Source organism: Cryobacterium sp. Hh11 (genome assembly GCF_004404045.1).
GTDB classification, from domain to species: domain Bacteria; phylum Actinomycetota; class Actinomycetes; order Actinomycetales; family Microbacteriaceae; genus Cryobacterium; species Cryobacterium levicorallinum.
The window spans coordinates 20,872-40,951 of the sequence record NZ_SOHF01000032.1 but is presented as its reverse complement, the minus strand read 5'-3'; the positions used below and the strand labels follow the sequence as shown (position 1 = coordinate 40,951).

Sequence of the window (20,080 nt, the reverse complement as noted above, 5' to 3'; positions counted from 1 at the left end):
CGGGCGCGGCCGGCGCCTGCTCCCGCTCCAGCACGGCGGACCGGCCTCGGCGCCTCGGCCGCACCGGCGGCGCCTCGCGCCCGTCGCCGGCGTGCAGAACGCGCACCCGGGGCGCCGAGAACGGATGCACCTGGACCCGAAGTCGGCGATAGCGCACCATCCAAAACAGCACGACCAGTGCGGCCAACAGGCCGGAGACCCCGGCGAGGCCGAGCGCCCAGCGGGGGCCGAAGGCATCCGCTACCCAGCCGACCAGCGGAGCGCCGAGGGGAGTGCCGCCGACGAAGATGGCCATGTAGAGCGCCATCACGCGGCCGCGCATCTCGGGGGCGGTCGTCGTTTGCACGTAGGCGTTCGCGGTCGTCATGAGCGTGAGTGAGGACACTCCCACCAGAACCAGAGATATGGCGAAACCGGTGTACGTCGGCATGATCGCCGACAGGGCGCAGGCCAGGCCGAACAGGGCGGCGCCGAGCACGATGAGCCGAAGTCGGGCGCGGCTGCGCCGGGCGGCCAGCAGGGCGCCGACGACCGCGCCGATGGCCATGATCGAGCTGAGCAGGCCGAACTCTGCAGCTCCCCGGCCGAACTCGATTGTGGCCATGGTGGAGGTGAAGATGGCGAAGTTGAGGCCGAAGGTGCCGATCAGAAAGACCGCGATCATGACGACGATGATGTCTGAACGGCCGCGCACATAGTGAAAACCGGCCAGGAGCTGCCCGCGCTCGCGGGAGATCTTCGGTTGGCGGCGCAGCTGCTGGGTGCGCAGCAGGGTCATCGCGAAGACGGTCGCGGCGAAGGTGACCGCGTTGATCATGAACACCCAGCCGGCACCGACGGCGACCGTGAGCAGGCCGGCGGCGGCCGGACCGATCAGGCGTGCACCGTGGAATGACGCTGAGTTGAGCGCGACCGCGTTCGACAGCTGGTCTTCGGCGACGAGCTCGGAGACGAAGGTCTGACGGGCGGGCGCGTCGATCGCTGCGACGACGCCGAGGCCGAGGGCGAACAGGTACACGTGCCAGAGCTGGGCCACCTCGAGCACGGTCAGAATGCCGAGGCCGAGCGCGAGCAGGCCCATCAGGGTCTGGGTGAGAATGAGCAGCTTGCGCCGGTTGAACCGGTCGGCGATAAGGCCGGACCACGGCATCAGCACGAGCTGGGGGCCGAGCTGCAGTGCCATGGTGATGCCGACCGCTGTCGCGTCGTAGTTGGTGAGCTGGGTGAGAACGATCCAGTCCTGGGCGGTGCGCTGCATCCAGGTTCCGATGTTCGACACCAAAGCCCCGGCGAACCAGATGCGGTAATTGACGACGCTCAGCGAGCGAAACATGGCACTCAACTGTCGGCGAGCTCCTTCATGATGATGGTCGCGTCGGCGAGGGTGCTGCGCTGGGCGGGACTGAGCTGGGCGACGCGTTGCACCAGCCAGGCATCTCGACGCTTGCGGGTCTCGGTCATCATCTCGCTCGCGGCATCCGTTGTGCGCAGCACAATCTTGCGGCCGTCGAGGGTGGAATCGGTGCGGGCGACGAGGCCGGCATCGACGAGGCATTTGACCGTGCGGGTCATTGACGGCGGGGTGACGCGCTCGAACTCGCTGAGTTCGGTGAGCGTTAGCGGGCCGTGCACGTAGAGCACGCCGAGGGCTGAGAACTGGCCGCTGCCGAGTTCGTTCTCGGCCTTCTCCTGGCGCAGGCGGCGGGCGAGGCGGCCGTTGGCCAGACGAAATTCGTGGCTGAGCTCGGCGGTGTTGTTCGCCGCGGCGGGCTCGCTGTTCAGGGGCGGCTGCGCCTTGATGACGCCGAGGGCCGCGGTCTTGGGGTGCATTCGTGATTCCATATATCCTTAGCATAGCAAATTAGCTATGCTAAGTATATTGGCAGCAGGCCCGGAACAGGGCAGACTATCCTCGTGCCCACATATACGGATGCCTCTGGCCTGGTCGTCACCTACTACGTCTGGCCGATCGACGCCCCCAAAGCCGTGATCCAGCTCGCCCACGGCGTCGGCGAACACGCCCAGCGCTACGCGGCGCTCGCCGCGGACCTGAACCGAGCCGGCTACAGCGTCTACGCCGACGACCACCTGGGCCACGGCCAGACCGGGCTAGCCCAGCATGGCGGTGACCACACGAAACTTGGTCGGCTCGGCGCCGGCGGGCTGCGCGCGGCCGTGGCCAGCGTGCATCAGCTGAGTGGAATCATCCGCTCAGAAAACCCGACACTGCCCCTCGTGCTGCTCGGACACAGCTGGGGATCGTTCATGGCCCAAATGATCGTGAACGCGCACGCCGCCGAGTACGACGCGATCGTGCTTTCGGGCAGCGCCTACCGCTGGCCGGGCTATCTCGACGGCGGCGACCTCAACCGCAAGCACAAAACACTCGGCACGACCGGAGTCGAGTGGCTCAGCCGGGACCCGGCCGTAGCTCAGGCGTTCGTGGCCGACCCGCTGACCACGGCGACGCCGCTCGCCAAGCTATTCGGCCTGCGTGAGGCTGCCCGACTGTTCGGCCGGCCAGCGAAAAATCTGCCCAGCGACCTGCCGATGCTTGTTCTGGTCGGCGGGGACGACACCGTCGGTGGCGAACGCAGCGCGCTCAAACTGGTGAACGCCTACGTCAAGCGGTCGGGGCTGCGCGATGTGCGTCTGATCGTGTACCCGGGTGCGCGCCACGAGGTCTTCAACGAGACCAACCGCGACGAGGTCATCGGCGACCTCGTCGCCTGGCTCGACGAACGATTCACGTCGTAGGCTGAAACCATGCATGGTGAATATAAGGTTCCGGGCGGCAAGCTGGTCGTCGTTGATCTCGATGTCGTCGACGATGTCATTGCCAATTTTCGTCTGGCCGGGGACTTCTTTCTCGAACCCGACGATGCCCTCGAGGACATCAACGCGGCGGTGACCGGCCTGCCCGCCGGCAGTACGGCCGCTGCGATCGCGGACGCCGTGCGTGGCGCGCTGCCGGCCGGCGCGATTCTGCTCGGCTTCTCGCCGGAGGCCGTCGCGGTCGCCATTCGTCGGTCGCTCGCGCAGGCGAGCACCTGGCGCGACTACGACTGGCAGATCATCCACTCGCAGACGCCGGTCGCGCCCGTGCTGCAGCTGGCCCTCGACGAGGTGCTCGCCATCGAGGTCGGCGAGGGCCGCCGCCAACCCACCCTACGCATCTGGGAGTGGAACGAACCGGCCGTGGTCATCGGCAGTTTTCAGTCGCTCAAAAACGAGGTCGACCCCGAGAACGCCGCGAAGTACGGCTTCACCGTGGTTCGGCGCATCAGCGGAGGCGGCGCCATGTTCATGGAGGCCGGCTCGGTCATCACCTATTCGATCTACGCGCCGACCGACCTCGTGCAGGGCATGAGCTTCGCCGACTCCTACGCCTTTCTGGACGAGTGGGTCATCACCGCGCTCAAATCGCTCGGCATCGACGCGCACTACCAGCCGCTCAACGACATCACGAGCCCGACCGGCAAGATCGGCGGGGCCGCCCAGAAGCGACTCGGAAGCGGCGCCGTACTGCACCACGTCACCATGAGCTACGACATGGACGGCGAAAAAATGGTGCAGGTGCTGCGCATTGGCCGCGAAAAACTCAGCGACAAGGGCATTACGAGTGCCGCCAAGCGCGTCGATCCGTTGCGCAACCAAACCGGCCTGAGCCGTGCCGAGATCATCGAACGCATGAAGGAGACCTTCACCGGCCTCTACGGCGCCTCCGAGGGCGACGTCACCGCCGAGGAATACGCCAAGGCCACCGAGCTCGTCGCGAACAAGTTCAGCACCGAGGAATGGCTGACCCGGGTTCCCTAGATGAGCGGATGCCGGCATCCGCTCACCCAGAATCGGCTATCGGCCGCGGGTCAGCAGGTCCTGGTACTCCGCGTTCGTGTCGATCCAATGCGCCACATACGAGCAGTCGGCCACCACGGCCAGGTCGGTGCGCACGCGCACGTCGTCGAGCGCCTGCTCGACCAGGATGCTCGCCAAACCGTGGGCGCGCCGGGTCGGGTCGACCTCGGTGTGCGTGAAATGCACCGCCGATTGCGTGGTGACGTAGTCGGCCAGGCCGACGCAGTCGTCGCCGAGCCAGACCGTGTACCGGTTCTGCTCGGGGTTGTGGTGCACCTGCAGAGTGCCGGCTTCAGCCAGATCCTGCGAGTGGATGGTAGCCGATTCAGCAGTCATCCCGACAGACTAAGCCGATAGACGGCGCGGAGGCTGAAAGAATAGACAAATGCCTTTCTCGTGGACACCGACCAGTCCGAGCCGTGTCATCCACGCCAACAACCTCAAGGTGTTGCCGAGCCTGCCGGACGGTGCCTTCACCCTGATCTATCTCGACCCGCCGTTCAACACCGGCCGGTCCCAGAAACGCCAGACCACCACGTCGGTGCGTTCGGTCGCCACCGATGGATCCCACGCGACCGGAACGATCACCGGATTCAAGGGCCAGCGCTACGAGCGCATCAAGGGCGACCTGCTCGGCTACGACGACCAGTTTGAGGACTATTGGGCTTTTCTGGAGCCGCGCCTGATCGAGGCCTGGCGGCTGCTGGCCAACGACGGCACGCTCTACCTGCACCTCGATTACCGCGAAGCGCACTACGCCAAGGTGCTGCTCGACGCCCTGTTCGGCCGGGAATGCTTTCTCAACGAGCTCATCTGGGCTTACGACTACGGTGCCAAATCGAAGAACAAGTGGCCGACCAAACACGACACGATTCTGGTCTACGTGAAGAATCCGGCCAGCTACTACTTCGATTCCACGACCGTGGACCGGGAACCGTATATGGCTCCTGGTCTGGTCACGCCCGAAAAAGTCGCCAAGGGCAAACTGCCGACGGATGTCTGGTGGCACACCATCGTCTCGCCCACCGGTAAGGAGAAAACCGGCTACCCCACCCAGAAACCGGTCGGAATCCTGCGGCGCATCATCCAGGCGTCCAGTCGAGAGGGCGACTGGGTGCTCGACTTCTTCGCTGGCAGCGGCACCACCGGAGTCGTCGCGGCCGCCCTCGGCCGTCGCTTCGTACTGATCGACCAGAACCCCGAAGCGCTCGTCGTGATGCGTGCCCGGTTCGAGCCGGTGCCAGGCGTCGAATTTCTAGAACTAACTCAGGAGAACCCATGAAATTTCGCATTTTCACCGAGCCCCAGCAGGGTGCCAGCTACGACGACGTCCTGGCCGTCGCGCAGGCCACCGAGCGGCTCGGCTTCGACGCATTCTTCCGCAGCGACCATTACCAGGTCATGGGTGACGGTGATGGCCTGCCCGGCCCGACGGATGCCTGGACCACCCTCGCCGGGTTGGCGCGGGAGACAAAACGCATCCGTTTGGGTACCCTGGTTTCCTCGGTGACCTACCGGCCGCCGGGAATTCTGGCCATCCAGGTCGCGCAGGTCGACCAGATGTCGGGTGGGCGCGTCGAGCTCGGCCTCGGCACCGGCTGGTTCGAGCAGGAGCACCTCGCCTACGGCATCCCGTTTCCGGACAAGCGGTTCGGCCTGCTCGAGGAACAGCTCGAGATCATCACCGGGCTGTGGAACACCCCGGTCGGGGCCCGCTACGACTTCGCTGGCGAGCACTACACCCTCGTCGATTCGCCGGCGCTGCCGAAGCCCACACAGGCGCGAGTGCCGGTGATCGTGGGTGGTGGCGGTGCCAAGCGCACCCCGAAACTCGCGGCTCGCTTCGCGACCGAGTTCAACCTGCCGTTTCCCGACTTCGCCGACATTGCGGGCAAGTTCGACGGCGTGCGGGCGGCCTGTGAGGCCATCGACCGCGACCCGGTCGAGCTCACCTACTCGGCGGCGCTGATCGCCGTCGGCGGATCGGATGAGACGGAGTTCGCCCGCCGGGCGGCCTCAGTCGGTCGCGAGCCGGCCGAGCTGCGTGAGCACGGCCTTGCCGGCACCGCCTCCGAGATCGTCGACCGGCTGGGCACCCTCGCCGATTCCGGCGTCGAGTGCGTCTACCTGCAGATCATGGATCTGTCCGACCTCGAGCACCTGGAGTTTTTGGCCGCCGAGGTGGTTCCGCAGCTGCGCTGAGGCGCGCCGAGCGGATGCCGCGGCGCCGGCATCCGCCGGTGGCACGCGTTGGGGGAGCTCGCACGTGTTCAAACCAGTGCCAACGTCCCAAACACGTGCCGCGAGGCCCGGGCGGCGCCCGGCTCAGCCCCCGTGTACCGCCCGAATGTGCGCCGCGTACATGCGCCCGCTGTCTTTCACCGTGCGTTCGAGCGTCTTGTAGTCGACCCGCACGATGCCAAACCGTTTCTCGTAGCCGTACGACCACTCAAAGTTGTCGAGCAGCGACCAGACGAAGTACCCGCGCACGTCAGCGCCGGCCGCGATAGCCTCGCCCACCTTGTTGATGTGCGCCGCGATGTACTCCGTGCGTTCCACGTCGTGCACGGCGCCGTCGGCGCTCACCCTGTCGTCGTAGGCGGCGCCGTTCTCGGTGACGTAGAGCGGCGGCAGCCGGTCGTACTCCTGACCGAGCCGCACCAGCAGCAGACGCAGGCCGTCGGGGTTGACCTCCCAGTCCATCGCGGTGCGCGGCAGTCCGCGACTGGGGAAGGTGATGTACTCCGATCCGACCCACGGCGAACCGACGGGCCGGTCGGCGCCACCGGCGTGACCATCGGTAGCCGAGGCATCCGCATGACCGCTCACGAGGTCGTCGTGATAGTGGTTGACCCCCAGAAAATCGAGGGGGGCCGCGATGATCTCAAGATCGTCGGCGTGGATGACCTCGGCGAGTCCAAACGGCTCGAGGTCGAGCAGGGTGTCCTCCGGGTAGGAGCCACGCAGCAGCGGGTCTAGAAAGATGCGGTTGGCGAGCGAGTCGAGTCGACGGGCCGCTTCAATGTCGATCGGGTCGGCGGCATCGCGCGGTACGGCATTTGTGAGATTAAGGGTGATCCCGAGGTTCTGCGCCCCGGCCGAGCGCAGCGCGTTCACCGCGAGCCCGTGCGCGAGGTGCTGGTGATGCACCGCAGCGACCGCAGCCCGGCCATCTTGCCGGCCCGGCGCGTGGGCGCCCGATCCGTAGCCGAGCAGTGAGGAGCAGAACGGCTCGTTGAAGGTGGTCCAGTGGGTGACCCGGTCGCCCAGCGCGGAGTAGACATCCCCTGCGTAGTCGACGAACCGGTAGGCGGTGTCGCGGTTCGCCCAGCCGCCTTCCTCCTCGAGGGCCTGCGGCAGGTCCCAGTGGTACAGGGTGAGCCAGGGCAGAATGCCGGCGCCGAGCAGCTCGTCGACCAGGCGGGAATAGAAGTCCAGCCCCTCGGGGTTCATCGCTCGATCGCCCGGGCGCACGCGGGCCCAGCTGGTCGAGAACCGGTAGGCGTCGAGGCCGAGCGAGGACATGAGCCGCACATCGGCCGGCATCCGGTGGTAGTGATCGACCGCTGTCTCGAGGTCGTCGTCGCCCGCGATGGCGCCCTTCACCCGCGCGAACGCATCCCAGATCGAATCTTCCTTGCCACCGGCGTGGCCGGCGCCCTCGATCTGCGCGGCGGCCGTCGCCGACCCCCAGAGAAATCCGTGCGGCCAGGTGAACGGTGTGGGCAGGGTCTGCGACATGACGTCACGCTACCCTGCGGCGAGGAATTCGACCAGTGACGAGGGCGTAACCGCGGACATCCGGTCGAACCGTCCCCGCAATCGGCTGCGAACCGGCCATCGTGTCGGAGATCTCCGCAGTTATGCACGCGGCACTCGGGGCTCTCAGATTCGGCGCAGCTAAGCTCGAAACATGTTGCAGAACAACGAACCCACCGAGGCCGATCAGCGGCGCACCCGGCGCCGGTTTTTGATCGGGGTTCTCATCGTTGGAGTGGTCGTCGCGCTCGCGGCGATTGGCCTTTATCTGAGCGCCGCGCTCAGCGTTTAAATAATCAGAAGTGAGTACAACGTGCAGTTGACAAGGTGGCAGCGACTCGGCCTGACGACGGCCGTGGGGGCCGTGCTCGCGGTCGGCGCGACGGCGCTCGTCGTGCAGGCCCTCGAAGGACCGGCCGACCCCACGAAGACGGCGCAGACACCGGATGCCGCCACCCCCGCCACAACGCAGGAACCGGTTCGCGCCACCCCCACCGACACGGCCGCTGTGGCCCCGGTCGAGGCGGAGCCTGCCCTCAGCGCCCCCGTCGCCGCGCAGATCGATTACCTCCTCGCGCACTGGAGCCTGGAGAACTACAACACAGCCGAGTGGGGCGTGCTCGGCGAGAACGACTGCGTCAACTTCGCCAGCCAGGCCATGATCGCCCGCGGCTGGACCATGGACAGCGTCTGGTCGAGCCCGAAGAACGGCAACGCCTACGACGCCTCGGCCGCCTGGCGCAGTTCCACAGCATTCATGAACTACATCGCGCAGACCGGCAAGGCCACCGCCCTGACCGATCAGCAACGTGACCAGGTCAAGGTCGGCGACATTGTGCAGTTCGACTGGGACAACTCCGGCGACCGCGACCACACCGGCATTGTCACCAGGGTCGAGAAGGTCGGCGACACGATCGAGATCTCGTTCGCCGGGCACACCCTCGATTCCGACTTCCGCTCGGTCGACACGGCAATCACCGTGGATCACCCGGGCGGCACGGCGTACTACTGGAGTGTTCCTTAGGCGATCGCGGCGTCGACGATCGCCTTGGCCTCGAGCTGAACCTGCGCCAGGTGGTCGTCACCCAGAAATGACTCGGCGTAGATCTTGTAGACGTCTTCTGTGCCACTCGGCCGGGCCGCAAACCAGGCGTTCTCGGTGGTGACCTTCACGCCGCCGATCGCGGCGCCGTTGCCGGGGGCAACGCGGAACTTGCCGGTGATCTTCTCGCCGGCCAACTCCGTGGCCGTGATCATCGAGCCGTCGAGCTTGGCCAGGGCGGCCTTCTGCGCGGGCGTGGCCGCGGCATCCACTCTCGCATAGGACGGTGCGCCGAAGTGCTCGGTCAGTTCCGCATACCGCTGCGAGGGCGTCTTGCCGGTGACCGCGAGAATCTCGGCGGCCAGCAGGGCCAACAGTATGCCGTCCTTGTCGGTGGTCCAGACGGTGCCGTCGAAGCGCACGAAGCTCGCGCCGGCGCTCTCCTCGCCGCCGAACGCCACCGAGCCGTCGATGAGGCCGGGCACGAACCACTTGAAGCCCACCGGCACCTCCCACAGGTCGCGGCCGAGAAAGCCGGTGACCCGGTCGATCATGGTCGACGAGACGAGAGTCTTGCCGACCGCGGCGTCGATCTTCCAGCCTTCGCGGTGGCTGTACAGGTAGTCGATCGCGACGGCCAGAAAGTGGTTCGGGTTCATCAGCCCAGCGTCGGGCGTGACGATGCCGTGCCGGTCGGCGTCGGCGTCGTTGCCGGTCAGAATGTCGTACTCGTCTTTGTGCGCGACAACGGATGCCATCACCGACGCGCTCGACGGATCCATCCGGATCTTCTCGTCCCAGTCCAGCGTCATGAATCGCCAGGTCGGGTCGACCTTCGGGTTGACCACGACGAGGTCGATTTCGTAGCGGTCGCGGATGGCGCCCCAGTAGCCGACGCTCGCGCCGCCGAGCGGGTCGGCGCCGATGCGGATTCCGCTGGTGCGGATGGCCTGCATGTCGATGATGTTTTCGAGGTCGTTCACGTAGTTGCCGCGAAAGTCGTAGGTTTCCACGGCGCTCGGCTCGCTCCGTAGCACGCCGTCGAGGCCGCCCGAGATGAGTTCGTTGGCGCGGCCCGCGATCCACGAGGTCGCGTCGCTGTCGGCCGGGCCGCCGTGCGGCGGGTTGTACTTGAAGCCGCCGTCCATTGGCGGGTTGTGGCTCGGGGTGACGACGATGCCGTCGGCCAGGTCGCCGTGTTCGGCGCGGTTGTAGGCCAAAATGGCGTGCGACAGCGACGGGGTGGGCACGTAGTCGTCGAACTCGTCGACCAGCACCCGCACGCCGTTGGCGACGAGCACCTCGAGGGCGGTCGTGTAAGCTGGCCCGCTCAGGGCGTGCGGATCGGTGCCGATGAACAGGGGCCCTGTAATGCCCTGGCCCGCGCGATATTCCACGATGGCCTGGGTGGTGGCGCTGATGTGGTCCTCGTTGAACGCGGTGTTCAGCGAACTCCCGCGATGCCCGGAGGTGCCGAAGACGACCCTCTGGGCTGGGACCCGGGCATCCGGTTTCAAATCGTAATAGGCCTTGACCAGCCCATCAACGTCGATCAGGTCAGATTCCAGGGCTCGGGTGCCCGCGCGTTCGCTCATGAGCACAGTCTGGCACCACCGGTAGGCTGTCAGCCATGCCCGACGCGCCGAATCCAGTCCAGACCCGCACCTACAGCTATCTGGGCCCGGCCGGAACCTTTACCGAAGCGGCCCTCGCGCAGGTGCCCGAGGCGCGCGGCCAGATCTGGCGCCCGGTCAACAACGTGGGCGAGGCCTTCGCTGATGTCGTCTCCGGCCGCAGCTTCGCGGCCATGATCGCCATCGAGAATTCCGTCGACGGCGGCGTCACCGCCACGCAGGACGCCCTGGCCAGCGTGCCAAACCTGCGCATTATCGGCGAATATCTGGTGCCGGTGAATTTCGTGCTCGTCGCCCGCCCAGGCGCGACTCTGGCCGACGTGCGGGTCGTTAATGCGCATCCGGTCGCCTACGGGCAGTGCCGCATCTGGCTCGAACAGACCCTGCCGAGCCACGGCCACATCCCCGCATCGAGCAACGTCGCCGCTGCCTCCGCCCTCTTAAACACCGATCAAGCGGATGCCGCGATCGCCCCGCCCGGAATCGACAAACACCACGACCTCGTCGTTCTCGCCTCGAATATCGGGGACAACCCCAACGCCGTCACTCGGTTCGTGCTGGTCGGCCGCACAGCCGAACTCACCGCACCGACCGGTGCCGACAAGACCAGCCTCATCATCGAGCTGCCAAGTGACCGCTCCGGTGCCCTGCTCGAAATGCTCGAGCAGTTCGCCACCCGCGGCGTGAACCTCAGCCTCATCCAGTCCCGGCCGATCGGCGATTCCCTCGGTCGCTACCGCTTTGTCGTCGATGCCGAGGGGCACATCCTCGATGAACGCGTCGCCGACGCCCTGCTCGGGCTGCGCCGATTCAGCCCCAAGGTGATCTTTCTCGGGTCGTATCCGCGGGCCGACAAGCGCCCGATCGAGTTCACCTCGCGCTACGACGACGGCATCTTCATCGAGGCCCGCGACTGGTTGCGCGGACTGATCGCCGGGGAGCCCGCCGAATAGGCGCAGCCAGCGGGGAACCCGTCGCTCAGCGGCGTGAGGGGTCGCGAATCGTCCTCAAACCGGCCGCGGGGGAGGAAATATTTACGACCCCTCACAGCCGACGTGCTATTCGGCCGGCACGCGCACAATCAACGCGCCGGCATCGGCGTTCAGCCGCACCTTGCACACCAGCCCGAACTCGTCGCCGTCGAGCTCGAAATCCTGCGGGTGCTCGAGCACGATGCGAATATCGGCCCCGCGCAGCGTCGTCATGACGCGTTCATTGGTGGATTCCGTGGTCTGAATCATGCGGCGACCCACCGCTGAACGGCGCAGCACGCCGTTCTCCCAGGTCACCCGTCGCCAGATGGTGAGCCAGCCGAGCACACCCTTGGGCTGCAGTACGGCAATGTCGAGAATCCCGTCGTCGAGGCGAGCGTGAGGCAGAAACTGAATATTTCCCGGCAGCAGTCCGCAGTTGGCGACGAGAATGGCGCTCACCTGCGCCGGGCGGTCGGTGCGTCCGGCAACGCTGTAGCGGATGCGAAATGGCCGCGCCTTCGGCAGCGCCCGCGCAACCCCGTCCACGTAGGCGAGCCAGCCCACCTGCTTCTTCAGGTCGTCGCGGGTGTGGGCGATCATCTGCGCGTCGAGGCCGACACCGGCCATGACCAGAAATACGTGTTCCTCGACCGCCCCGGCCTCGGTGGTGACACTGGCTACGCCGAGGTCGATGGACTTGTCCTCGCCACTGAAGGCGATCGCGGTGGCCGCGTCGATGCTGCCGAGCGGCAGATCGAGGTTGCGGGCGAGCAGGTTGCCGGTGCCCGACGGCACGATGGCCATGCGCACGCCGGAATCACGCAGCGCCTCGGCCACGGCGCGAACGGTGCCGTCGCCGCCGGCCGAGACGACCATCGAGGCTCCGCCGTCGAGTGCCTGTTTGGTGGCGGCCTGGCCGACGTCATCCTTGCTCGTTTCAAACCACTGCGTTTCGCCCCAGCCGGCAGACTGCTCGGCCGCGGCCACGCTCGCCCGCAGCTTGGCGAGGTCAACTTTCACCGGGTTGTAGACGACGGCGGCGTGCTGGTTGCGGCGTTCGGAGGCGGTCACGAGGCCTAGGCTACTGGGTTGACTCCGCGTTTGCCCGTCAGTGCGCACTTGTAGACTGGCCGGGTGATTGATCCGGTGCTGTTACGCGAAAACCCTGACCTCTTCAAGCGTTCGCAGGGGGCCCGTGGTGACTCCGTCGAAGCGGTGGATGCCGCGCTCGCCGCCGACGCCGAACGGCGTTCCACGATCACAGCCTTCGAAGACCTGCGGGCAGCCCAGAACCTGTTCGGGAAGCGTGTCGCGGCCGCGCCCGGTGCGCAGAAGAAGGCCCTCGTCGCCGAAGCGCAGAGTCTTGCCGCCGAGGTGAAGGCAGCCGGGGTCATCGCCGGCGAGGCCGATGCCCGCTTCACGGCAATCGTGAAAACCATCGCCAACCCCATCATCGACGGCGTTCCGGCCGGTGACGAGGCCAACTTCGTGACCCTGCGCACCCACGGCGAGGCCCCCGTGTTCGACTTCGAACCGCGCGACCACCTAGAACTCGGCGAATTGCTCGGTGCCATCGATATGCCCCGCGGCGCCAAGGTCTCCGGCACCCGCTTCTACTTTCTCAAAGGCATCGGCGCCCGCCTCGAAATCGCGCTCATGAACATGGCCCTCGACCGGGCGCTCGAAGCCGGCTTCGTGCCGCTCATCACGCCCACCCTCGTGCGCCCCGAAATCATGGACGGTACCGGTTTTCTCGGCGAGCACAACGATGAGGTCTACTACCTGCCCGCCGACGACCTGTACCTCACCGGCACGAGCGAGGTCGCTCTTGCCGGTTACCACAAAGACGAGATCCTCGACCTGTCCGAGGAGCCGCTGCGCTACGCCGGCTGGAGCACCTGCTACCGCCGCGAGGCCGGTTCGGGCGGAAAAGACACCCGCGGCATCATTCGCGTGCACCAGTTCAACAAGCTCGAAATGTTCACCTATGTGCTGCCCGAAAATGCCGAGGCCGAGCACGATCGCCTCGTGGCCTTGCAGGAGGGCATGCTGCAGTCCCTCGGCCTGAGCTACCGCGTGATCGACGTCGCCGCCGGCGACCTCGGGTCGAGCGCCGCCCGCAAGTTCGACATCGAGGCGTGGGTGCCCACCCAGAACGCGTTCCGCGAGTTGACCAGCACGAGTAACTGCACCACCTACCAGGCGCGTCGGCTGGACATCCGTTATCGCACCGAATCGGGCAAGACTGCACCGGTCGCGACCCTCAACGGCACGCTCGCCACCACCCGCTGGCTCGTCGCCATGCTCGAAACGCACCAGCAAGCGGATGGCTCGGTGCGCGTCCCCGAGGCGCTGCGCCCTTACCTCGGCGGCCTCGAGGTGCTCACGCCCCTCCCGGTGAAGGGTGCGAAGTGACCTCCGTGGTGACGACCGAGCCGTGGCTCGTCGCCCTCGACATCGACGGCACCACGATGCACGAAGACGGCTCGATCAGCCAATCCGTGATCGACGAGGTCGCCCGGCTCGCCTTGCAGGGCCACGAGGTCATGCTCGCCACCGGGCGCTCGGCCGCGGCCGCCCTGCCGGTGCTCGACCGGCTCGGAATCTCGCCGCGTTACGTGGTCTGCTCCAACGGGGCCATCACGATGCACCGCGACGCCACCGCCCCGCTCGGCTACCGCCGAGAATGGGTGGAAACCTTCGACCCGAGCGATGTGCTCACCTCGATTCGGGCGCACCTCGGCTCGGCCCGTTTTGCGGTCGAAGACGAGCATGGCTTCTACCGCTACACCGAACCGATTCCCGATGCCACGATCGGCATGGACAGTGAACGGGTCGACTTTGACGAGCTGCTGAAACATCAGGCGACCCGCGTGGTCGTCATCTCGCCCGACCACGACATGGAGGATTTTCTCCAGGTGGTCGAGCGCATGGGGCTGAACCGGGTGAGCTATGCGATCGGGTGGACCGCCTGGCTCGATATCGCCCCCGACGGCGTCAACAAGTCAACGGCGATGGAGCGGGTGCGCGTGGCCATGGGTGTGCCGCGCGAGCGCGTGATGGCCGTCGGCGACGGACGCAACGACATTGACATGCTGCAATGGGCCGCCGAATTCGGTCGCGGCGTGGCCATGGGCGAGTCGCCCGACGACGTTCTCGCCGCCGGGTCGGAGATCACCGGCAACGTGACCAGCGATGGCCTGGCCACGGTGTTGCGCACGCTCTGACTCGCGTCCAGCCGTTTTTCAGGCACCTCTGTCAGCCTGAGCAGTCTGCCATCGGCTAGAATCGGGCCAGTTCGCCCAATTCTTCCCGGCAGGGCATTTTCGTGCTGGGAATGGGCAAACCGGGAGGGCTGTCCGAGCGGCCGATGGAGCCAGTCTTGAAAACTGGTGGGCAGAAATGTCTCGTGGGTTCGAATCCCACGCCCTCCGCAGCACCAGTGAAACGCACCACCACCGGCGCACAATGATTGTCGCCTCAGGCTGACCCAAGCCCACAACCCGATGAGAGGACATGAGTGAGCGACCAACTTCGCCCCCGCAGTGCCGGTTCCAAGAACCTCAAAACTGTTGCCCGTCACGGCCGGCTCAAAAAGCCGAACGCTGCGGTTGCCGTTGCGAAATTCATTGCGGGCAGCGTGGCCGTCGTTCTGGTCAGCGGATTCTCCGTGGCCGCCATTGCCACCTACGACGTCGTGCAGAGCGCGTCACCGAGCGTGCACCTGGCCAATGAGGGCAACGGTCCGGTTCCGTCGATCGGCGCCATCGACGGGGGCGTGAACATGCTCGTCGTCGGCAGCGACAGTCGCGTCGGCCAGGAGGCCAGGTTCGGCCCGGAGGATTCCACCGGCGACCTCAACGACGTGACCATGCTGCTGCACATCTCCGAAGACCACAGCAACGCCTCGGTCATCAGCTTTCCCCGCGACATGTTCGTCGCCATCCCCTCCTGCCCAAAGGAAGACGGCAGCGGGTCGCACAGCGCAATGAGCAGCCAGAAGATCAACACCACGCTCACCTACGGCGGACTCGCCTGCACCGTGCTGACCGTCGAGAAACTCACCGGCCTCTCCATCCCGTTTGCGGCCGAGGTGCAGTTCAGCGGCGTCATGGCCATGTCCTCCGCCGTTGGCGGCGTTCCGGTCTGTGTGGCCACCCGCATCGAAGACGAGTACACCGGGACCTTCCTCGACCCGGGGGAGCACACGCTCGAGGGCTACGAGGCTCTGCAGTTTCTGCGCACCCGCCACGGCCTCGGCGATGGTGGCGACCTCACCCGCATCAACAACCAGCAGTTGTTCATGTCGTCGCTCGTGCGCACGATCAAGAGCGCTGACACGCTCTCTGACCCGACCAAGGTGTACGCCCTGGCCAAGGCGGTCACGGCCAACATGCGCCTCTCCGACAGCCTGAGCAGTGTGACGACCCTCGCGTCCATTGCTATCGCGCTCAAGGACATCGACCTCAACCAGGTTGTCTTCGCGCAGGTGCCCACCGGCAGTAGGACCGGCGGGGTGAAAGCCGTGCAGCCGGCGTTCGACAACCTGTTCGAGGCGGTTGCCGCCGACGAGCCGCTGACCCTGAGCGGAACCACCGGGCGCGGCACCGAGGCCGATCCGAACGCTCCCGTTGAAGCCGAGCCGGAACCGTCCGCGACCACCGATCCCGCGGCAACGGCCGATCCTTCGGCGACCGCCGATCCGACTGCGACCGAGGCTCCTGTCGCCACCGAAGACCCGGGCGTGGTGCTGTCGGAGTCGGTGACCGGCCAAACCGCTGGCGACTACACCTGCACCAGGGGCCGTACGCTCGAGAACCAGTAGCCGGGCCTGGGCATCCGTTTTCGGCCCGTGATTTTTCATGGTCAAAGCGGATGCTCGGGGTACGGCTAAGATGGGGGAGTGTGTTTGCGCAAGCGGACACCAAGGAGACGTCGCATAGTTCGGCTTAGTGCACCACCCTGCTAAGGTGGAGTACCCGCAAGGGTACCGAGGGTTCAAATCCCTCCGTCTCCGCAGTGAGGAATTCACGTAATTCCAGCGATTAGTTCATGAAATTCTTGCGGCAACAAAAAACCGGCGATCGTATCGCCGGTTTTCTGCGTTAAGGCGCCGATTTCGAGAGTGCTAGCCCCAAGAAACGCTGTGATCGGCGCGCGGTCGGTGGTTAAACGCCGAATCGCCCTGTTTTGGGCAGGGCGAAGCGACTTTTACTGCAGGTAACGGAATTGTTGACGACCGGGTGGCTTAGCTCGGTGGTGGTGACGGCGCCGTATCGGTGGGTGCCGTCGCCGAAGTGATGTCAGCGCTCGAGTAGTACGTGCTCGCGAAGGACTTGTTCTTCGTGGTGAGGGGCACTCGGGCCAGCTCGCTCTGAATGAACGTCAGAATCTTGCGGATGTTGGCTGAGACGAGTGCGAGTGTCACAGCCAGTGACGCGAAGGTGTTGCCGCGTGCACGCCGTTTCATGGGGGAGTCGATGTCTTCGGTCGCGGAGTCCTTGATGAACGCGTTCTGGGATTCGACGGTGTTGCGCAGGGCGTAGTAGTTCTTCCACACGGGACTTTTGTGGGGGTAGGTCTGCCCGTACTTGAGGGCCTTGTCCTTGGCGGGGTCTTTCCCGGCGGGTATCACGACGGTCTTCTTACGGATGGGCTCAATGAGTTCGCCGGTCTTGTGGTCGAAGGCCAAACCGTCGTAGTTCTTAGGGTCTGGGTAGAGGTATTGACGAGAGCCATCGGGCCGTCGCTTGCCCTTGGGCTTGGCGCGGTACTTTTCACGCTCAGCGATTCGCTGGTCGCGCAGTTCTTTGGCCTGACGCACGGAGTTTGAGTCGCTGGAGAGGATGGCGTCGTCTTCGGGCGTTTCCTCGTCGACGGGCACGCCGCTGGCGGCTGTCTTGCGGTCCTTTCGGTACAGGTCGAGGGCGTGGATGAGGTCCTGGGGCATGTAGTGCACGTACCACTGGCCGCCGACTTGGATGAGGTCCTCGTAGAAGGTTGTCTGGCCGTGCTCGTCTTTGTCGTAGTCGAAGACCGGCTTGGCGCCAATTTCGGCCAGCGTGGCCTGCAGGGTGTCGGCAGTGCTGCGGGGCAGGTATGCGCGGTCGGCCATGAAGTGCAGGATGGGGAATCCGGCGGCGAGAATCGCCTTGACCAACCGGTTTCCCTCGCCTGCAATCATGCCGGGTTTGTGAAAGCTGACGCCGTGAGCGAGGAGGGGAAAGGTTGCGCGTTCCCCCGGCGTGTTGGCGGTCATCGTGGTGATTTCAGCTTCGATAGCCCACGCTCGTTTGTCTTTATACGTCGTTCCGCTGCCGTCGTGATTGCCTTCACGAACGTACCAGCCACCGTCGTAATTGATGCTGCAGTGGGCCCCGTTGGGGTTCTTCCTGCTCGGGCCGCCGAGCCATCCGTTGAGAGGAATTTTCGTGGCGTCGAGGGCCGTGTTGCCCTTGAAACGGCGGCGGAGCGCTCGAGGCATGAGCGCGATGGACCCGTGTAACAGCCCGTTGCAGAGGGCCGAGAGGCGAGCCTGCTTGACGGCAGTGTCGGCTGGGTCGCGAGCGGCGAGAATCTTCTTGTAGTCCTCACGGGTGGGCATTTTGCGGCGGTTGCCGGGGAAGGGGTCGACGAGGCGTTGCAGCCGTGAGACGGCCCGCCAGAGGCGGTCGTACCAGAAGGCTTGCCCGATGTCGTGCACACGGATTCCCAGACTCTCGCGTTCTGCGTCCGTCAAACGCAGAATTGTCGAGGCCATGTTGTTGAAGCGGAGGTCGCCGTCGATGCGCATTTGGATGAGAATCACGGCGAGGGCGGCATGTTCGTCAATGGCCTGCTTGCGGCCTCGGGCAGACGTGAAGCCGGATTCGTGGCGCCATGTTTTGATGAGCACAGGAATCTGGGCAGCTGCGAGAATTCGCATGGTCTCGCTCACGTAGACACGGAGGGGGTCTGTCGTGATGCGGCGCATGTACATGGCGTTTGACATGCCAAATGCCTCGAGCATCCAGGCTTCAGCGTCGCGCACGCGCGCTTGGTCGATGCGCGGAATCACTTGTTCAGCTCCCCGCGCAGGTGCTGACGGTACGCGACGCTGTCCAGCTCCGGCACAAACTGCAGGAGACGGGCCAGATTCTCGAATTTGCCGACGCCGCTGGCGGTCATCAGCGCGCGCATGTCGGTGCGGGCGGTGAGATGTGTCACGAGCCACGTCGCTCGCATGCGGTTGGTCTGTGGCCGTGGCATTCCGGGCGGCTGAACGCTTTGCTGGATGAACGCGGTGACGAGGTTCTTGCTGTTGTTCTTGCGGGTCGGGCTGCCGAATACGCGGTCGCCGGCGTCGAGGCCGGCTACGGCTACGCGGAGCCATGGCTCCCAGCGGGCCAGAAGCGGCACTTGGCGGGCGTTGTTGCCGCGCACAAAGACAAGCACGCCGTGGGTATCGAATTGGATGTCCTCGCGCCGTGCTTCACAAGCCTCGTTGGACCACAGGCCGCCTCCGGCGCAGAGCGCCAACAGAACGGTGGCGTTGCGTTCCCGACCGGGCGTGTTCTGTCCCCTCGCCCAGAACTCGAGCCGGGTCAGGTCGGCCTCGGAGTACGGCTCCATGCTGACGCGTGAGTTCAGAGCCGTCAGCTCTGCCGCGGGGCTATCGGGGAGGAGTATTTCGGAGATGCGCAGCAGAATGGCTCGGTAGTTGCGTCGGGTCCCTTCTGCCTGGTTCATGACGTCACTGGTGTACCGAGAGATGAGTTCACGGCGAAAGAGAATCTGAGGCTGCAGCGGGAGACTGGCGATGTTTACCGCCCAGTCCACGTAGTGCGAGCAGACGATGAGCAGCCGAGACGTGGTGTACGCGCAATTGGGTGCGGTGACCGCCACGGCATCTTCAACGAATTCCCGGATACGTTCCCACCGCTGCGGTGACATCTCGGGCTGGTACCGAACCATCACGGTGACGCATTCCGCAGGAAGTGCTGAGTGAATGGCGGTCGCGATGTTTGTCGGGTCGTCGGTGAGGTTTGTGCGGCGGAGCTGGCCGATGAGGCTGCTGATGAGTTGGACGTCGAATATCCAGGGGTCGCTCCAGCACATCCTCGTGATGCAGGTCGAAGGCTGAAGAGGGCTGCGAGCCGGGGCATGGTATTTCCTACTGCTGACGCGGTCAGCCCGTGGGCGCACGCAGTGTTCGGTATTGATGGTCGAGTCGGCCGAGGCTGGGCGAGAAAACGGACGGCGGAATGTTGCACGAGTGGAGGCGGATGGGGACGAAATATGGGAAGTCATACTGTCTCTATGCGTTCACCCAGAAAACGGGTGGCGCACAAAGTGGTGTAATTTCAGTCCAGTTGCAATCTAAAGCTTTGTAATACTGCAGGAACAGCATTCATGGGTGATAGTCGATTGATTGATAGGGTCAGAACATGCCCAAAAAGCCCCTGCCAGGCGGTCACGTCTTTGAGCCGCGAGGCCGGTTTCTGGTCCCAAAAAGCTTCGGAAAGATGGGGGTTTTGGGGACTCCGGTGGGCAGTGCAGATGCGCAACTAGCAGCTGCCGAATTCCAACATCTCGTCGCCAACGCCATCCGAGAATGTGTGACCAGACGATCCGGCACGCTGCGATTGTTTTTGCAAGAAGCCGGCTTTCCAGCGGAAATGACCTACGACAGGGTCAGTCGCATCTTGCGTGGCGAAACCATGATGACCATCACCGATCTCCTGATCTGGAGCGCTGCCTTCCCAGAGGTTCGCGTTCTCGCGGCCGAGCTTCTTACTGCCGAGCCTCTAGCGCGCGGCAAGGGTTCCGTCTGA

Annotated in this window: 19 protein-coding genes and 2 tRNA genes; 13 read left to right on the top strand and 8 right to left on the bottom strand. The window is 65.3% G+C overall.

Going from position 1 to position 20,080, the window contains the following annotated elements; translation table 11 throughout:
• Positions 1 to 1,342: MFS transporter (locus E3T46_RS15230; protein ID WP_166790298.1), on the bottom strand; the 1,342-nt coding region annotated here is incomplete at its 3' end.
• The gene (locus E3T46_RS15225) at positions 1,339 to 1,842 is read right to left on the bottom strand and encodes a MarR family transcriptional regulator (protein WP_241980821.1); all 504 of its coding nucleotides are present in this window, start codon (positions 1,840 to 1,842) and stop codon (positions 1,339 to 1,341) included. The genes E3T46_RS15230 and E3T46_RS15225, both read right to left, overlap by 4 nt.
• A 72-nt stretch (positions 1,843 to 1,914) precedes the next feature.
• Between E3T46_RS15225 and E3T46_RS15220 the strand changes: the two genes are divergently transcribed.
• Positions 1,915 to 2,757 (top strand): alpha/beta fold hydrolase, encoded by an 843-nt coding sequence (locus E3T46_RS15220; RefSeq protein WP_134579203.1) that lies wholly within the window; start codon positions 1,915 to 1,917, stop codon positions 2,755 to 2,757.
• A gap of 9 nt (positions 2,758 to 2,766) precedes the next feature.
• Positions 2,767 to 3,819: a biotin/lipoate A/B protein ligase family protein gene (locus E3T46_RS15215; RefSeq protein ID WP_134579202.1), complete on the top strand. Its 1,053-nt coding sequence runs from the start codon at positions 2,767 to 2,769 to the stop codon at positions 3,817 to 3,819.
• Positions 3,820 to 3,855: 36 nt separating this feature from the next.
• Here the strand turns inward: E3T46_RS15215 and E3T46_RS15210 are convergent, their stop codons facing one another.
• A complete protein-coding gene (locus E3T46_RS15210) occupies positions 3,856 to 4,194 on the bottom strand; it encodes a GNAT family N-acetyltransferase (RefSeq protein ID WP_134579201.1) in 339 nt (112 codons plus the stop codon).
• Positions 4,195 to 4,243: 49 nt separating this feature from the next.
• Here E3T46_RS15210 and E3T46_RS15205 point away from each other — a divergent pair, with 49 nt between their 5' ends.
• The gene (locus E3T46_RS15205) at positions 4,244 to 5,140 is read left to right on the top strand and encodes a site-specific DNA-methyltransferase (protein WP_134579200.1); all 897 of its coding nucleotides are present in this window, start codon (positions 4,244 to 4,246) and stop codon (positions 5,138 to 5,140) included.
• Entirely contained in the window at positions 5,137 to 6,060 is a 924-nt protein-coding gene (locus E3T46_RS15200) for an LLM class F420-dependent oxidoreductase (RefSeq protein ID WP_134579199.1), read from the top strand. The genes E3T46_RS15205 and E3T46_RS15200 overlap by 4 nt, the downstream gene beginning before the upstream one ends.
• A gap of 123 nt (positions 6,061 to 6,183) precedes the next feature.
• Here the strand turns inward: E3T46_RS15200 and E3T46_RS15195 are convergent, their stop codons facing one another.
• Entirely contained in the window at positions 6,184 to 7,599 is a 1,416-nt protein-coding gene (locus E3T46_RS15195; protein WP_134579198.1) for a GH1 family beta-glucosidase, read from the bottom strand.
• A gap of 172 nt (positions 7,600 to 7,771) precedes the next feature.
• Between E3T46_RS15195 and E3T46_RS18070 the strand changes: the two genes are divergently transcribed.
• Both E3T46_RS18070 and E3T46_RS15190 read left to right on the top strand, forming a co-directional pair.
• Complete coding sequence (locus E3T46_RS18070) at positions 7,772 to 7,909, top strand: hypothetical protein (RefSeq protein ID WP_158251572.1); 138 nt, start codon at positions 7,772 to 7,774, stop codon at positions 7,907 to 7,909.
• A 21-nt stretch (positions 7,910 to 7,930) separates the two neighbouring features.
• Positions 7,931 to 8,641 carry an amidase domain-containing protein gene (locus E3T46_RS15190; protein ID WP_166790297.1) on the top strand — a complete coding sequence of 237 codons (711 nt, stop codon included), beginning with the start codon at positions 7,931 to 7,933 and terminating at the stop codon, positions 8,639 to 8,641.
• Here the strand turns inward: E3T46_RS15190 and pgm are convergent.
• Positions 8,638 to 10,254, bottom strand: coding sequence for a phosphoglucomutase (alpha-D-glucose-1,6-bisphosphate-dependent) (gene pgm / locus E3T46_RS15185; RefSeq protein ID WP_134579196.1), 1,617 nt, complete (start codon positions 10,252 to 10,254; stop codon positions 8,638 to 8,640). The two genes, E3T46_RS15190 and pgm, sit on opposite strands and share 4 nt — an antisense overlap.
• A 35-nt stretch (positions 10,255 to 10,289) precedes the next feature.
• Here pgm and pheA point away from each other — a divergent pair, with 35 nt between their 5' ends.
• Entirely contained in the window at positions 10,290 to 11,246 is a 957-nt protein-coding gene (gene pheA, locus E3T46_RS15180; protein WP_134579195.1) for a prephenate dehydratase, read from the top strand.
• Between the two features lie 105 nt (positions 11,247 to 11,351).
• Here pheA and E3T46_RS15175 read toward each other — a convergent pair whose 3' ends face one another.
• Positions 11,352 to 12,338, bottom strand: a complete 987-nt coding sequence (locus E3T46_RS15175; RefSeq protein ID WP_134579194.1) for a diacylglycerol kinase family protein — start codon at positions 12,336 to 12,338, stop codon at positions 11,352 to 11,354.
• A gap of 63 nt (positions 12,339 to 12,401) precedes the next feature.
• On the opposite strand from E3T46_RS15175, the gene serS reads away from it, so the two are divergent.
• From serS to E3T46_RS15150, 5 genes are all read left to right on the top strand, one after another.
• Positions 12,402 to 13,682: a serine--tRNA ligase gene (gene serS / locus E3T46_RS15170; protein WP_134579193.1), complete on the top strand. Its 1,281-nt coding sequence runs from the start codon at positions 12,402 to 12,404 to the stop codon at positions 13,680 to 13,682.
• A complete protein-coding gene (locus E3T46_RS15165; RefSeq protein WP_255452965.1) occupies positions 13,679 to 14,494 on the top strand; it encodes an HAD family hydrolase in 816 nt (271 codons plus the stop codon). The genes serS and E3T46_RS15165 overlap by 4 nt, the downstream gene beginning before the upstream one ends.
• 122 nt (positions 14,495 to 14,616) lie before the next feature.
• A tRNA-Ser gene (locus E3T46_RS15160) sits at positions 14,617 to 14,701 on the top strand.
• An 86-nt stretch (positions 14,702 to 14,787) separates the two neighbouring features.
• Entirely contained in the window at positions 14,788 to 16,092 is a 1,305-nt protein-coding gene (locus E3T46_RS15155; protein ID WP_134579192.1) for an LCP family protein, read from the top strand.
• A gap of 103 nt (positions 16,093 to 16,195) precedes the next feature.
• Positions 16,196 to 16,284: transfer RNA gene (locus E3T46_RS15150), tRNA-Ser, on the top strand.
• A gap of 231 nt (positions 16,285 to 16,515) precedes the next feature.
• On the opposite strand, the gene E3T46_RS15145 is transcribed toward E3T46_RS15150, so the two are convergent.
• Together E3T46_RS15145 and E3T46_RS15140 are read right to left on the bottom strand one after the other, a co-directional pair.
• Positions 16,516 to 18,324: a hypothetical protein gene (locus E3T46_RS15145; protein WP_134579191.1), complete on the bottom strand. Its 1,809-nt coding sequence runs from the start codon at positions 18,322 to 18,324 to the stop codon at positions 16,516 to 16,518.
• Entirely contained in the window at positions 18,321 to 19,364 is a 1,044-nt protein-coding gene (locus E3T46_RS15140; protein ID WP_134579190.1) for a site-specific integrase, read from the bottom strand. Before E3T46_RS15140 ends, E3T46_RS15145 begins: the two co-directional genes overlap by 4 nt.
• 329 nt (positions 19,365 to 19,693) lie before the next feature.
• Between E3T46_RS15140 and E3T46_RS15135 the strand changes: the two genes are divergently transcribed.
• Complete coding sequence (locus tag E3T46_RS15135; protein ID WP_134579189.1) at positions 19,694 to 20,080, top strand: hypothetical protein; 387 nt, start codon at positions 19,694 to 19,696, stop codon at positions 20,078 to 20,080.

Bases quoted from the DNA above. Each gene is read 5' to 3' on its own strand.
- E3T46_RS15225 (WP_241980821.1), bottom strand. From the start codon at position 1,842: ATGGAATCACGAATGCACCCCAAGACCGCGGCCCTCGGCGTCATCAAG.
- E3T46_RS15215 (WP_134579202.1), top strand. From the start codon at position 2,767: ATGCATGGTGAATATAAGGTTCCGGGCGGCAAGCTGGTCGTCGTTGAT.
- E3T46_RS15210 (WP_134579201.1), bottom strand. From the start codon at position 4,194: ATGACTGCTGAATCGGCTACCATCCACTCGCAGGATCTGGCTGAAGCC.
- E3T46_RS15205 (WP_134579200.1), top strand. From the start codon at position 4,244: ATGCCTTTCTCGTGGACACCGACCAGTCCGAGCCGTGTCATCCACGCC.
- E3T46_RS15200 (WP_134579199.1), top strand. From the start codon at position 5,137: ATGAAATTTCGCATTTTCACCGAGCCCCAGCAGGGTGCCAGCTACGAC.
- E3T46_RS15195 (WP_134579198.1), bottom strand. From the start codon at position 7,599: ATGTCGCAGACCCTGCCCACACCGTTCACCTGGCCGCACGGATTTCTC.
- E3T46_RS18070 (WP_158251572.1), top strand. From the start codon at position 7,772: ATGTTGCAGAACAACGAACCCACCGAGGCCGATCAGCGGCGCACCCGG.
- pgm (WP_134579196.1), bottom strand. From the start codon at position 10,254: ATGAGCGAACGCGCGGGCACCCGAGCCCTGGAATCTGACCTGATCGAC.
- pheA (WP_134579195.1), top strand. From the start codon at position 10,290: ATGCCCGACGCGCCGAATCCAGTCCAGACCCGCACCTACAGCTATCTG.
- E3T46_RS15140 (WP_134579190.1), bottom strand. From the start codon at position 19,364: ATGTGCTGGAGCGACCCCTGGATATTCGACGTCCAACTCATCAGCAGC.
- E3T46_RS15135 (WP_134579189.1), top strand. From the start codon at position 19,694: ATGCCCAAAAAGCCCCTGCCAGGCGGTCACGTCTTTGAGCCGCGAGGC.